Raw genomic sequence first — 13,353 nt, 5'->3', positions numbered from 1 at the left:
GAATCACGGATGACCTCGACGCAAAACGGTGAACGCGCAGCACCGACTCAGCCTGATGCAGCGCGTTTTCATGAGATTCAAGCGGTTTGGTTGCGGTGATCGAAGCGTCCGAAAGCCAATGCCCACATGCTTTCGAGTATGCTGATACCGAGATACGGGTTGCATTCTAATACAACACTGTATCTGGAATCGACTCTGTATCTAAATTTTTGAGATGATAAACTTCGCGGATGAACCGAATTCGCCTGACCCGGGAACAAAGCCGCGATCAAACCAGAGAGCGTTTGATGGACGCTGCCCAAGCGGTATTCATGAAGAAGGGATTTGTTGCGGCAAGTGTCGAGGACATCGCGGCGTCGGCCGGTTATACGCGCGGCGCTTTTTATTCGAACTTCGGCAGCAAGTCGGCGTTGTTCCTGGATCTTCTCAAGCGTGATCACGACGTCATCATGAAACGGCTGCATTCCATCTTCGAGGGCGAGGCGACGCGCGCCGACATGGAAGCGCGCCTCCTGCAGTATTACAGCGTCTGTTATCGCGACAACAAGTGTTTTTTGCTCTGGGTCGAAGCGAAATTGCAGTCAAGCCGCGATGCGAAATTCCGCGCGCAATTCAATGCATTCATCCGGGAACTGTTGCAGATGACGACGGCGTACATCGTCGCGTTTTCGGAGCGTGCGGGAACGCCGTTGCCCATGCCGGCTGAAGAACTGGCGCTGGGCCTGACGGCGTTGATCGATGGAATGCAGTTTTTCTATACTTCGGACCCGCAAGGCTGCGGGGCCGAAATGTCCGAGTCGGTGCTCGCCAAGTTCTTCAGCCGGGTGGTGTTTGGGGCTGAAAAGGCCGGGACCGCCTGAACTGGTGTTTTATTTCAAGCCGATATTCCCGGGCCTGCGCCACTGCCGAGCAATTGCTCGACTGCATCGGCGCTTGCGTAGTCCTGTTCGGGTAAGCCGTCGAACACACTGATTACGTCATTACTCACGCCCGCGGCGCGTGCTGCATCGACGATGCCGTCCTTGTTGGCCGGGAACTTCACGTCGCGGAGAACCTGCGCAATTTCATCGTTGATAGGTTCGTAGTTCAGGCCTTCGCTAATGCGTGTATCGGTCATCTGTGTCCTGGGTTGTGGTTGAGTCATGTACGGGCTTGCACTACCTGACTCACCATGCCGTGACTAGGCGAGTGCGACTTCGGCAACGGCACGTGGCGCCAGCGCGCGTGATCGATTTCCTGTGCGGCGATGTCGGGCGCGGGCGGCGAGACTGGCGCTGCGTTTGCCCGGAGGGCCAGCGCCACGCGCGTCGCCTGCTCTTGCCGCGCGGCGTCGGCAGCTCCGTCTCCCGTGTGAAGCGGGGCCGCGTAGCAGGACACGGAGACCAGCGCCATGGATAACACCGTCGAGGTTTTCATCGCCCAACCCTCCTGACAACAAAACGAATCAGATCAAGGCAGTACAAGATTATCAGCGATGACTCGAGCAAGGGTTATGCCAATCAGTGGCCGCCACTCTTTAGCGAATCGACTGACGATTTCACATGTAGCGCAAAGCCAGCCGAGGCCGGACGCGGCAAGAAGTTCTTCGCGTGATTTCTAGATGCAGCGCGTCTTTTCCTGGCCGCCGTGGACGCCACGTTTTTGCACGCTGCGCGCAAATTCAACGCGGGTTTGTCCTGACTTAGCGCGAGGCAGGATTGAGGCGGAAGTAAGCATCGAGCAGCGACGTCTTGTACACCACGCCCAGCAGGACCGGCCGCGCCGCGCAGTCGATGACCGGCAGACGCTCGCCCTGGAATGCCATGAAGTGCTGCAATGCTTCGCCAAGCGACATGTTGGGCGTCAGCACATCGAAATGCGGTTGCAGATAGTCCGCAGCCGATTTGACTGCGGTATCGCGTTCGTCGAGCAGGTCGGACGTGATGTCCTTCAGCGCGACTACGCCGCGAAACAAACCGTCTGTATCGACGACGTACAGGTATTTCACCGGATACTCGAGGAACACGCGCGTCATGGCTTTCACGTCGGCATCGAGTTGCACGATCGTGTCAGCCGGCTTGACGAGTTCGCGCATCTGCGTGGCAGCGAGGCGCACGCGTTCCTTTTCATCGCGATTGCGGCGCAAGGTGACTTCGTACATCGATGTCTGCGCCGAGGCCCGCGCGATAAAAAATGCCACCACGCACGAGAGCATCAGCGGCAGCATGACCTGATAGCTCAGCGTCATCTCGAAGATCATCAGGATGGCCATCAGCGGCGCGTGCGTGGCGGCGGCGAGGAACGCGCCCATGCCGACCATGGCGTAGGCGAACGGCGCGGAGGTGGAGTGCGGCCAGATGGCGTGCGCGGCAAGTCCGAACAGGCAACCGACGACCGCGCCCACGAACAGCGTCGGCGTGAAGATCCCGCCGACCGCGCCCGAGCCGGCAGTCGCTGCGGTCGCGACGATCTTGAAGAGCAGCACGGCGGCGAGCGCTTCCCAGGTCCACGCGTGATGCAGGATCGAGTTGACGACTTCGTAGCCATTGCCCCAGACCTCGGGATACCAGATCGAAATCACGCCGACGATCAGACCGCCGAGCGCGAGCCGGATGGGCACCGGCAAGGGCAAGAGCGCGAAGCGTTCCTTCGATGCCGACAGCAGGCGCAGGAAATACGGCGCCAGCACGCCGCATATCAATCCGAGCAGCACGAACAGCAGCACTTCGACGCCGGTCACTGTCGGGAACACCGGCATTTCGTAAGGCGGCCGATACCCCGCGAATTCGCGCATCGTGATGTTCGCCACCACCGACGAGACGACGATCGGCCCGAAGCTTTCCATCGCGATGGAACCGAGCACGATCTCTGTCACGAAAAACGCGCCGGCAATGGGTGCGTTGTAAGCCGATGTGATCCCGGCCGCCGCGCCGCACGCGACGAGCAAACGCAGGCGCGGCGGATCGAAGTGAACCCAGCGGCCGATCAGGGAAGAACAGAGTGCGGCGAGTTGCACCATAGAACCTTCACGCCCGATGGACCCGCCGCTCGCAATGGTGAACAGCGACGAGACGCTGCGCCACAGGCTTTGCGACACAGGCACGACGCCATCGCCGATTGTCACTGCTTCCATGTAGTCCGCATGCGCCTGACTGGTCGGCCTACGCCGCGCCATCAGAAGACACAGTCCCGCGATCAAACCGCCCGCCGCAGGCAACGTAGCGCGCACGGGCCACGGCAGGCGGGTGGCCATCTCGACGAAGTTGCCGTTCGTGCCGCCAAAGAGCCGCTGCAATTCGTCGATACCACTGCGGAACGCCGCCGTCGCAAACGCCCCGGCCACGCCGACGATCACTGCCCACACGAGCATGGTATGGGCTTCGGAGAACCGGAACCGGCGCTGTGCGCGGGTACGCAGCTTGAGGAGGAATGAAAGCACGTGAGCTGGGTGTGATCGGGTCGAGGCGGAGGTTTGCGGGGGCAAGGATATCACTGGCGACCGGGCGCGGGGACTTCACGCGCTGCGGGTGTCGCGGCAATAAAAAACCCGGTCGTGCCTGCGCAAGACCGGGCTGTCCAGCATGCAACCGCTATTTCACCACTTGGGCGCGAAAGGCGGCTTGGCGTGGCGTTCGCCTTCGTCGAGGGCATCGATCTTTTTGATGTCGTCGGCGTCGAGCTTGAGTTTTTGCGAGTCCCAGTTCACCTGCTGATGTTCCGGATTCGTCGATGCAGACAGCACCACGATATCGCGCGACAACAGCCACGCGAATGTCACTTGCGCGGCCGTCACGCCATGCTTCTTCGCGATTTCGTTGAGCGTCGGATCCTTGTGCGCACGGCTTTCGCCAAGCGGCATGTACGCGGTCGCCTTTACGCCGAGCTTTTGCGTCGCTTCGACCAGTTTGCGGTTGGCGAGGAACGGGCTGATCTCGAACTGGTTCGTCACGATACCTTCGCCGCCCGGCACCTTCAGCGCTTCTTCCAGCAGCGGTGCGGTGAAGTTCGACACGCCGAAATGGCGAATCAGCCCTTGCTTCTGCGCATCCTGGAATCCCGCGATGGTTTCCGCGATCGGCACCACGCTGTCGGGCGACGGCCAGTGGACAAGCGCCAGATCGATCGTGCCGATGTTCAGTTTCTTGTGGCTATCGACGAGACTCTTCACCACATCAACTCTACGCAACTGGTCGTGCCAGACCTTCGTCGTGACCCAGATGTCCTCGCGCGGAATGCCCGAATCGCGCACGCCTTTGCCGACGGACTCTTCGTTGTTGTAGAACTTCGCGGTATCGATATGGCGGTAGCCGAGCTGCAGCGCGCTCTTGACTGCGTTCACGGTCTTTTCGGCATCCACACGAAAAGTACCCAGTCCAAATGAGGGAATCGTTTCAACCATCTGATGCTCCTTTGAGTACGGTTATTCAAGGGCCGAGCGAGTCCAGGTGCGCTCAGGCATCCTGATCCAGCTCGGGATAATGCCGGAAGATACCGGATTCATTGAAGGGAATCCGGCGTTCCGAATCGACATATGCGGCAATGTTTGGGCGATCCAGAACGGCGTCGTGGAGCGCTTGCACGTGCGGGTATTGCTTTGCGAATGTCCTGGTTGCGCGCGGGAAGGCATAGTGAAGGCCCTCGACAAGCTGGAATATCGACAGATCCACATAGGTGGTCTGATCGCCGACCATGTGTCTGGAACCGTGCGGATTCTGCTTGAGCACACGCTCGAAGTAACCGATGAACTTCGGAATCCGGTTGTCGATAAAATCCTTCGCCCGCGTTTTCGCCGCGTCCTTTTGGTCCTCGTAGTACAGGTCGGAGGCGAGCGGGTGATGGGTATCGTGGACTTCGGCCACCATGTCCGCGATGGTCAGTTGCAAACCGTTGGCAACGTAACGCAGCTTTTCGTCCTTGGGCGAAAGGCCGAGTTTGGGACCAAGGTAAAACAGGATGTTCGCGACTTGCGGCACGATCAGCTCGCCGTCTTTGAGAAAGGGCGGCGCGAAGGGAATATGTGGTTCGCTCTCGCTTTCGATGATCTTCATCATCGCGCCCGTGCCCTGGCCGTCTTTCTTGGCGCCGCGCGCCACATCGATGTAGTCCGCACCCGCATCTTCGAGTGCGAGCCGAACGAATTCGCCGCGACCCTGAAGGCCATCCCAGTAATAGAGCTCGTACGCCATTCGTAAGATCCTCATGTCTGAATGTTGGCGGGGTGAACTGGGAAGGGTAGCAACGGTTGTGCCGGTGGAAGCGCTGCAGGAGTGTCCTTGGCGAACTCGCCAATAAATCGCGCCGCGTAGTTGCAAAAGAGGGTATTGCGGTGCCCCCCGCTCGCAAAAAACTCGTTTAATTCGTAAAAGCCATATTTTCCGCGAGTTTCGAAGCGATTATTGAAAAAAGATCAGCCTAGTTTTCGTTCTTGCTACCAATAGCGCTAAAAAATGTATCTCGCACAATCTCCTGGATCCGGTCGAGCACCGTAGCTGGCAGATGGCTGAACTGCTTGCGCCGGTTCGCCGAGATGTTCCCTTGGTTGGACTGAATCATCCGTATCAAAGCGGAAATATCCTTTTGAGGCAGGTCGAACTCGGTATCGATTTGTCGAAAGGCGACGTCGTAACCGGTCAGCCATGCGAGCTCGCGTCGTATCTCCTCTTGGACGGCAAGTCGAATCATTTTGTGCAGAAACGCGACTTCCCGGGTTGCATCGAAAAACCGATAAGCCCGGCTCGGCGGCGATTCGATCACCATTGGGCTGACATCACCGCGCGTGTAGCGCCACAGATTAGTCACAGGACGCGAAAACCGGGTCAACACGGCGAGGTAATCCGGGATGTCCTTCAGGATGACTGCAGACACCGGAACGATGGCGCCTCCGGGAAGCGGAACTGACCTTGCCAGGACATGCTGAATTAGAAAACGATGAAGCCGGCCGTTGCCATCGAGGAACGGGTGGATATATACAAATCCAAATGCAGCGCAGGCCGCTTTCACCAATACGTCATTGCATCGGCCTCGTTCGCTGACAAACGCTTCCCACCCGTCCATGAGGCGTCGCAAATCTTCGGGCGGTGGTGGAAAAAATGAGATTTTCCCGGTCGCATCTTCAAGCCAGTTTTGTGTCGTCCGATACGACGCTTCCTGGCTAAATACATCCCGCACAACGGTATTTTGCAAGTCGACCAGCCAGTCTTCGTCAACGACTACCGGTTCACCCGCGCGGCGCAAGAGCTGGATAAACCGTTCTTGTTTTTCCGAGCTCGGTTGCTCGCGCTCGATGGCAAAACTGCTGCGCGTTTCGGACAAGTTCAGATAGTTGACGGCGCGCTCATAAAGCGCCGGGTCGGATAAGGTTTCGAGAGTGCGCCTGGCTTCATCGAATAGTTCGATCACCGACGGCGCCTGGGGCACAGCGTCGAGCCGGACGATGGGGCAAAAGTCGGCCGTACCCAGGGCGTTATCGCGAACGCGGAATTTCGGCTTGTTGACTGGCTTCTCAGCGGTGACGTAGGCCTCTCTTGGAAACAGATCAACGTATCCCCCGGCCATGGCGATTCCTGTGGTCGGTAGGTCACCGCCGGTAAGCCACTCCCACAAGTAGCATGCCCGTCGAATGTGATTTCCGGTTGGCGCAGCTTTAAGCCGGGTCGCAAGATCAACTGGCGAGATGTGCTGGAACGCGGCATCGATAACTTCCAGATTGACGCCTTCATGTCGCAGCGCGAATTCGAGATGGCCTACGGGCGAGTCGTCGACTGAAACATTTCTAGGAAATAGAATCCGGTCGTGCGTGTCGACTCTTCTATTGACGGAGCCGCTGGTCGATGCAGGCGCATCCAAGGGGCGAACCTGCAATGAGAATTGTTCGATAAGCCGTGCGTAGCCGATAAATGCCATAAGACTCGAAATTTTTTAAGCGGATTCGAAATATCTTAACAAAAGCGGTCAATTCTCGGTCTCTAATCGAAAATTCCTCAGTTGCGGCGCTAACTATCCCAGCAACCGCTCCACACCTACCGTAATCGCCAGCCCGCCGCCAATCAGCCAGGCATACAAAATAGCCCCTGTCACGAGCGCACGCGGCCCGGCCTGACGAATCTGCGCGACCCTCGTTTCGATACCCAACGCCGTCATCGCCATGGTCAACGCGAACGTATCCAGCGTGTTCAGCGAATGTGTGGCCGCGGCGGGCAGAACGTGCAGCGAATTCACGATGACCAGTGCGAGGAACCCAAGCGCGAACCAGGGAATCGCGAGCTTGCGCTTTGTGCCATCCGTGCCATCGGCGCCATCCGCTGCATTGCGCGAGCGGTTCACCCACATGCCGATCACGAGCAGCACCGGCACGAGCAACATCACGCGCGTCATCTTCACGATGGTCGCAATATGCGTTGCTTCCGGGCTTATGTTGCTCGCGGCGCCCACGACCTGCGCCACTTCGTGAATCGTGCCGCCGAAGAACAAGCCGACTCCCAGCGTATCCAGATGCAGCCAGCCGAGATGCACGGCGAGCGGATAGAGGAACATTGAGAGCGTGCCGAACAGCACCACGCTGCCAACGGCCATCGCGCTCTTGTGCGGCTCGGATTGCAGCGTCGATTCGAACGCAAGAACGGCCGCCGCGCCGCATATCGCGCTTCCCGCGGCGGTCAGCAGGGCGGTATCGCGGTCGAGTTTCATCAGCTTCATGCCGGCCCACGTGCCGATTGCAAGCGTACTCACCACGACCAGCACCGATACCGTCAACCCCGGCAAGCCGACTTGCGCGATTTCCTGCAGGCTGACGCGCAGCCCGAAGAAGCCCACGGCGATGCGCAACAATTTACGGGCGGAGAAATTCACGCCTGATGCCCAGCTCTCCGGCATGCCGTCGCGCAGTACGTTGCCGTAGATCGCGCCCGCGACGATCCCGACGATCAGCGGACTCAAGCCCAGATTTGCAATGACCGGCAACGCCGACAATTGCGTCACCGCTGCGGCGAAGAGTGCGACGAACAAAATACCGTTCAGTTGGCCACGAGTCTGGCCGGCGGGGGCGGCATTCGGTGAGAGGGGCGTAGTGACGGAGGACATGGTTTTTTCACCTTGGTTTGATTTGCCAATCCTATTCTCGATATATCGATATGAAAAATCGTCATTTAGGATGTAAAGTATCAGTCCAGCCGATATTTTTCTTCAAATGACCCCTGACCAGCTTATAACCCTAGCGTTTGTTGCCGAACACGGAAATATCAGCCGGGCAGCGATCGCCCTGCATTTGTCGCAACCGGCGGTGTCGGGGCAATTGCGGCAGTTGCAGGACGAATTCGGCGAGCCGCTGTACCAGCGTGACGGCCGTGGCGTAAAGCTGACTGGTGCCGGCGAGCAGCTTGTCGTGTATGCCAATCGGATTCGCGAAACCTTCGCTCAGGCGCACGCATACCGGAATGCGCTGCGTGGCCTCGAAAGCGGCACCCTGCGAATCGGGGCGAGCACCACGCCCGCCAGTTATCTCCTGCCTTATCTGATAGCGGCGTTTCATCGGCAGCATCCGGACGTGACAATCCATACCATCGACGGCAACACGACCGAGATCGTCGCGGCGCTCGGCTCGCTCGATATCGCAATGATCGAAGGGCCGGTTGGCGCCGATCTGCCGCCCGGAACCGAAGTTGCGCAGTGGCGCGAGGACGAGATTGTCGCGATTGCGCCGAGTGGCCATCCTCTGACTGCGGGGAATGGCGAGGCCACACTTGAAGCGCTCTGTGCCGGGCCGCTGGTCTTGAGAGAAGCGGGGTCTGGCGTGCGCCAACTGGTCGAGCGTGCTTGCGCGCGGGCTGGCGTGCAGATGCGGGTCGCGCTGGAAATCGCGGGCGTGGAGGGTGTGAAGGAAGCGGTGCGGGCGGGAATGGGGATCGGTTTTGTATCGGCGATGTCGATGCGGCACGAGGACGACGCCTTGCAACGCTTGCGGATCGCGCCTGAACCACTCACGCGCCGGTTTTCGATTCTGATGCCGCATGCGGCGGCGCCATCGCGGGTAGCGGCGAGCTTTCGTGCGTTGTGTATGGAAGGCGACGGGGAAAATCACCGGTAGTCGGCTGCCGTAAGGGATTTCCATGATGGCAACCCGTCTGTCGCTGGCGGATCATTTCGGAAATGCACGGACGCTCACGCGTCTTTTTTAAATATCGTCTTTGGAACCGGTTCCAAGGCGACATTTCAGGCAAATCTGACCGTGGAATCCAGTCATTCCGTGAATCTGACCAAAAATACTGCTATTGCCGGAAATGTCCCCGTTGTGATCGTTGCGAGCGCTTTTGGCGTCGAATCGATCCGCCGCGATGGTCACGCAATATGGGCCGAAGTCGCGGCGCGAGCGGGTGCGGCGGGGTTCGAAGTGCGTCGGGAACTGTTTGCCGATAACACACAATCCCAGCCCGACTACCTCCGCGAACTCGGCGACACAATCCGCGCAGCCGGGATCTGGCCTGTGTATTCCACGCCGGCAACGCTCTTCGACGACCATGGCGCGCTCGATGAAACCGCCATGACCCAAACGCTTGCCGAAGCCGACGCGCTCGGCGCGCGCATCGTCAAGTTTCAGTTGGGCGGGTCGGCAACCACGGGCACGGCGACCGCTGCAGACACGCTCGAGCGGCTGATTGCAGGGATCGCTGACTCGAAAGCCAAGGTCGTGGTCGAGAACGGCCAATTGAAAGCAGGCGGCACGATCGACGCATTCGCGGCCTTGTTCGAAGCGTTGAAACCCCGCACGCATGCGCTGTCGATGACCTTCGATACCGGCAACTGGCGCTGGGCCGATCAGGATCCGATGGAGGCGGCGCGGCGCCTGTCCAGCTACGTCACCTACGTGCATTGCAAGGTGGTCCAGGGCGAAGGCGCGCGACGTTTCGCAACCGCGCCCGCAATCGGCGACACGTCCTTCGCCACGCTACTTAAACACCTCCCGCGCGACGTCCCACGCGGTATCGAATTTCCGTTCGACCCTGCGCATCTTGCCGATGACGCCGCGCGCTACGTCAAACAAATAGCATCGACTGATCAATGAACATGACCCAAGAAAAACCGAACATGAATCCAGCACTCGATGTCGTGACTTACGGCGAAGCAATGACGCTGTTCGTCGCGACGGAAACCGGCGATCTCGCGAAGGTCGGCCACTTTGCAAAACGCGTTGCCGGCGCCGATCTGAACGTGGCGATCGGCTTGTCGCGGCTCGGCTTCAAGGTCGGCTGGATGAGCCGCGTCGGCCGCGATTCATTCGGCCGGTACGTGCTCGATGTACTCGCGCAGGAGGGCATCGACTCGAGCCGCGTGACCATCGACGAGCGCTATCCGACGGCGTTCCAGCTCAAGTCCAGGAACGATGACGGCAGCGATCCGGCCATCGAATATTTCCGCAAGGGTTCGGCGGCGAGCCATTTGTCGCTCGATGACTACGTCGCCGACTACGTGCTCGGCGCGCGCCATTTGCATCTGACGGGCGTGGCGCCTGCGATCTCGGGCACATCGCGCGAACTCGCGTTCCACATGGCGGCCGAAATGCGCAAGGCCGGCAAGACCATTTCCTTCGATCCGAACCTGCGCCCCACGCTCTGGCCGTCGCAAGAAGCAATGGCCGAGGCGCTCAACGCGCTCGCCGCGCACGCGGACTGGGTGTTGCCCGGCGTGAGCGAAGGCAAGATCCTGACGGGCTACACGACGCCGGAGGACATTGCCCGGTTCTATCTGGATCAGGGCGCGAAGGGCGTCGTGGTGAAGCTCGGCGCGCATGGCGCGTATTTCCGCACCGCGGACAACGACCAGGGCACCGTGCCGGCGATTCCGGTTGAGAAGGTCGTGGACACCGTAGGCGCCGGTGATGGTTTCGCCGTCGGCGTGGTAAGCGCCTTGCTGGAAGGACGCGATGTACGTCACGCGCTGACGCGCGGCAACCGCATCGGCGCGCTGGCAATCCAGGTGATCGGCGACAGCGAAGGCCTGCCGACCCGCGCGGAACTCGACAAGCTGGAACAAGCACCCGCCACCACCACGGTCGCCTCATAACGCGCGCACGCCCACGGACGGAGACAGTCATGCAACAAGCCAGCGACAGCACGACGAACAAACCCACGCTCGCGGTGCGCCGCTGGTGGACGATCATGCCGATCGTATTCATCACCTACAGCCTTGCCTACCTCGACCGGGCGAACTTCGGTTTTGCATCGGCGGCGGGGATAAACCATGACCTCGGGATCAGCAAGGGGCTGGCATCGCTGATCGGCGCGTTGTTTTTCCTCGGCTATTTCTTCTTCCAGATTCCCGGCGCGATCTACGCCGAACGGCGCAGCGTCAAGAAGCTCGTGTTCGTGAGCCTGGTCCTGTGGGGCGGATGCGCGGCGCTGACCGGTGTAGTCACGAACATTCCGTCGCTGATGGCGCTGCGCTTCGTGCTCGGCATCGTGGAAGCAGCCGTGATGCCGGCCATGCTGATCTTCATCTCGAACTGGTTCACGAAGTCCGAACGCTCGCGCGCCAACACGTTCCTGATTCTCGGCAATCCGGTGACGGTGCTGTGGATGTCCGTGGTCTCGGGTTATCTGATCAACTCCTTTGGCTGGCGCCATATGTTCATCGTGGAAGGCGCGCCGGCAATCATCTGGGCAGTGATCTGGTGGTTTATCGTGCAAGACAAACCGGCGCAGGTGAAGTGGCTTTCGGATCAGGAAAAGCGCGATCTCGACGAAACCCTGCGCGCGGAACAAGCCGCCATCAAACCGGTCAAGAACTATGGCGAGGCGTTCAAGTCTCCGGCCGTGATGAAACTCTCGGCGCAGTATTTCTGCTGGAGCATCGGCGTGTATGGCTTCGTGCTGTGGCTGCCGTCGATTCTCAAGAACGCGTCCTCGTTCGGCATGGTCGAGACCGGCTGGCTGTCCGCCGTGCCTTATCTCGCGGCGACGATTGCGATGATTGCGGCGTCGTGGGCATCGGACAAACTGGAGCGCCGCAAGCTTTTTGTATGGCCGTTCCTGCTGATCGGCGCGTTTGCTTTCGCGGGGTCGTACTTGCTGGGATCGACGAATTTCTGGGCGTCGTATGCGTTGCTCGTGGTTGCCGGCGCCGCCATGTACGCGCCTTATGGCCCGTTCTTCGCGATCGTGCCGGAACTCTTGCCGAAGAACGTCGCGGGCGGCGCCATGGCGCTGATCAACAGCATGGGCGCGCTCGGCTCGTTCGTGGGTTCCTACGTCGTCGGGTATCTGAACGGCGCGACGGGGTCGCCTGCGGCATCGTACGTGTTCATGAGTGCGGCGCTCGTCGCTGCCGTCATACTGACGCTAGCTGTGAAACCGCAACCCGTTGCGCCTGCCGCCAAACTCGCAGCGCACTAATCTGACCCACAGGATCCGTTCGATGAAAAAGAAAATCGTCGCGTACAAGCCGCTGCCCGCGGACGTGCTGGCCTACTTGCAGGAACACGCGGACGTTACCACCGTCGACCCGAAGCAGCACGACGCGTTTGTCGCTGCATTGAAAGATGCCGACGGCGCCATTGGCGCCAGCACGCAGATCACGCCCGCAATGCTGGAAGGCGCAACGAAGCTCAAGGCGCTCGCAACGGTGTCCGTTGGTTTCGATGCTTTCGATATCGCCGACCTGAATCGCCGCGGCATCGTGCTGACGAACACGCCCGACGTGCTGACCGAATCGACCGCGGATACCGTCTTCGCGTTGATTCTGGCGAGCGCGCGCCGTGTCGTGGAACTGGCCGACTGGGTGAAAGAGGGCAAATGGACCAAGAGCATTGGCGAGGAACAATTCGGTGTCGATGTGCAAGGCAAGACGCTGGGAATCATCGGCCTGGGACGGATTGGCGGCGCCGTTGCAAGGCGTGCGTCGCTGGGCTTCCGGATGAACGTGCAGTACACGAATCGCAGCCGGAATGAACAAGCGGAACGCGATTACGGCGCGAAGAAAGTCGAGTTGGACGAGTTGCTCGCGACCTCCGATTTCGTGCTGCTGCAAGTGCCGCTGACCGCCGAGACGCGCAATCTAATCGGCGCGGCGCAACTGAAGAAGATGAAGCCGAGCGCGATCCTGATCAATGCATCGAGGGGACCGACCGTCGATGAAGACGCCCTGATCGAAGCGCTGCAAAACGGGACGATCCTCGCCGCGGGTCTCGATGTGTTCGTGAAAGAACCGCTTGCCGCGTACTCGCCGTTGCTCAAGCTGAAGAACGTGGTCGCACTGCCGCACATTGGTTCGGCCACACACGAAACCCGGCACGCGATGAACAAGAACGCCGCCGAGAACCTGATCGGCGCGCTCGACGGCACGTTGACCAACAACATGGTGAATCCGGAAGCACTGAAGCGCTGA

The 13,353-nt window shown here is 59.9% G+C and carries 13 protein-coding genes; 6 read left to right on the top strand and 7 right to left on the bottom strand.

Annotation, left to right across the window (positions count from 1 at the left end):
* The first annotated feature begins 230 nt into the window (after positions 1–230).
* Entirely contained in the window at positions 231–860 is a 630-nt protein-coding gene (locus AXG89_RS14060) for a TetR/AcrR family transcriptional regulator (protein WP_062170000.1), read from the top strand.
* A gap of 14 nt (positions 861–874) precedes the next feature.
* Here AXG89_RS14060 and AXG89_RS14055 read toward each other — a convergent pair whose 3' ends face one another.
* From AXG89_RS14055 to AXG89_RS14025, 7 genes are all read right to left on the bottom strand, one after another.
* Positions 875–1,117 (bottom strand): DUF2795 domain-containing protein, encoded by a 243-nt coding sequence (locus tag AXG89_RS14055; RefSeq protein ID WP_061999489.1) that lies wholly within the window; start codon positions 1,115–1,117, stop codon positions 875–877.
* Positions 1,118–1,140: 23 nt separating this feature from the next.
* Complete coding sequence (locus tag AXG89_RS14050; RefSeq protein WP_062169999.1) at positions 1,141–1,416, bottom strand: hypothetical protein; 276 nt, start codon at positions 1,414–1,416, stop codon at positions 1,141–1,143.
* A 265-nt stretch (positions 1,417–1,681) separates the two neighbouring features.
* Complete coding sequence (locus tag AXG89_RS14045) at positions 1,682–3,418, bottom strand: ClcB-like voltage-gated chloride channel protein (RefSeq protein WP_062169998.1); 1,737 nt, start codon at positions 3,416–3,418, stop codon at positions 1,682–1,684.
* Positions 3,419–3,574: 156 nt separating this feature from the next.
* Positions 3,575–4,378 carry an aldo/keto reductase gene (locus AXG89_RS14040; protein WP_062169997.1) on the bottom strand — a complete coding sequence of 268 codons (804 nt, stop codon included), beginning with the start codon at positions 4,376–4,378 and terminating at the stop codon, positions 3,575–3,577.
* A 52-nt stretch (positions 4,379–4,430) separates the two neighbouring features.
* The gene (locus AXG89_RS14035) at positions 4,431–5,165 is read right to left on the bottom strand and encodes a glutathione S-transferase (protein ID WP_062169996.1); all 735 of its coding nucleotides are present in this window, start codon (positions 5,163–5,165) and stop codon (positions 4,431–4,433) included.
* Between the two features lie 226 nt (positions 5,166–5,391).
* The gene (locus AXG89_RS14030) at positions 5,392–6,882 is read right to left on the bottom strand and encodes a Fic family protein (RefSeq protein WP_062169995.1); all 1,491 of its coding nucleotides are present in this window, start codon (positions 6,880–6,882) and stop codon (positions 5,392–5,394) included.
* Positions 6,883–6,975: 93 nt separating this feature from the next.
* Positions 6,976–8,058, bottom strand: coding sequence for a YeiH family protein (locus tag AXG89_RS14025; protein WP_062169994.1), 1,083 nt, complete (start codon positions 8,056–8,058; stop codon positions 6,976–6,978).
* Between the two features lie 106 nt (positions 8,059–8,164).
* On the opposite strand from AXG89_RS14025, the gene AXG89_RS14020 reads away from it, so the two are divergent.
* The 5 genes from AXG89_RS14020 (at position 8,165) to AXG89_RS14000 (ending at position 13,353) form a co-directional block, all read left to right on the top strand.
* Entirely contained in the window at positions 8,165–9,061 is an 897-nt protein-coding gene (locus tag AXG89_RS14020; protein WP_062169993.1) for a LysR family transcriptional regulator, read from the top strand.
* Positions 9,062–9,220: 159 nt separating this feature from the next.
* Positions 9,221–10,036, top strand: coding sequence for a sugar phosphate isomerase/epimerase family protein (locus AXG89_RS14015; RefSeq protein ID WP_119024663.1), 816 nt, complete (start codon positions 9,221–9,223; stop codon positions 10,034–10,036).
* Between the two features lie 23 nt (positions 10,037–10,059).
* On the top strand, positions 10,060–11,034 hold the full coding sequence (locus tag AXG89_RS14010; protein WP_062000856.1) for a sugar kinase: 975 nt from the start codon (positions 10,060–10,062) through the stop codon (positions 11,032–11,034).
* A gap of 29 nt (positions 11,035–11,063) precedes the next feature.
* Complete coding sequence (locus AXG89_RS14005) at positions 11,064–12,362, top strand: MFS transporter (protein ID WP_062169992.1); 1,299 nt, start codon at positions 11,064–11,066, stop codon at positions 12,360–12,362.
* Positions 12,363–12,384: 22 nt separating this feature from the next.
* Entirely contained in the window at positions 12,385–13,353 is a 969-nt protein-coding gene (locus AXG89_RS14000) for an NAD(P)-dependent oxidoreductase (protein WP_061999480.1), read from the top strand.

Source organism: Burkholderia sp. PAMC 26561 (assembly GCF_001557535.2).
Classification (GTDB): domain Bacteria; phylum Pseudomonadota; class Gammaproteobacteria; order Burkholderiales; family Burkholderiaceae; genus Caballeronia.
Note: the sequence above shows the minus strand (reverse complement) of the source record. Positions and strands in the feature narration are given on the sequence as shown.

What these genes read in the sequence shown, in the direction of transcription:
- AXG89_RS14060 (WP_062170000.1), top strand. Translation starts at nt 231, where the DNA reads ATGAACCGAATTCGCCTGACCCGGGAACAAAGCCGCGATCAAACCAGA.
- AXG89_RS14055 (WP_061999489.1), bottom strand. Translation starts at nt 1,117, where the DNA reads ATGACCGATACACGCATTAGCGAAGGCCTGAACTACGAACCTATCAAC.
- AXG89_RS14050 (WP_062169999.1), bottom strand. Translation starts at nt 1,416, where the DNA reads ATGAAAACCTCGACGGTGTTATCCATGGCGCTGGTCTCCGTGTCCTGC.
- AXG89_RS14040 (WP_062169997.1), bottom strand. Translation starts at nt 4,378, where the DNA reads ATGGTTGAAACGATTCCCTCATTTGGACTGGGTACTTTTCGTGTGGAT.
- AXG89_RS14035 (WP_062169996.1), bottom strand. Translation starts at nt 5,165, where the DNA reads ATGGCGTACGAGCTCTATTACTGGGATGGCCTTCAGGGTCGCGGCGAA.
- AXG89_RS14030 (WP_062169995.1), bottom strand. Translation starts at nt 6,882, where the DNA reads ATGGCATTTATCGGCTACGCACGGCTTATCGAACAATTCTCATTGCAG.
- AXG89_RS14025 (WP_062169994.1), bottom strand. Translation starts at nt 8,058, where the DNA reads ATGTCCTCCGTCACTACGCCCCTCTCACCGAATGCCGCCCCCGCCGGC.
- AXG89_RS14020 (WP_062169993.1), top strand. Translation starts at nt 8,165, where the DNA reads ATGACCCCTGACCAGCTTATAACCCTAGCGTTTGTTGCCGAACACGGA.
- AXG89_RS14010 (WP_062000856.1), top strand. Translation starts at nt 10,060, where the DNA reads ATGAATCCAGCACTCGATGTCGTGACTTACGGCGAAGCAATGACGCTG.
- AXG89_RS14005 (WP_062169992.1), top strand. Translation starts at nt 11,064, where the DNA reads ATGCAACAAGCCAGCGACAGCACGACGAACAAACCCACGCTCGCGGTG.
- AXG89_RS14000 (WP_061999480.1), top strand. Translation starts at nt 12,385, where the DNA reads ATGAAAAAGAAAATCGTCGCGTACAAGCCGCTGCCCGCGGACGTGCTG.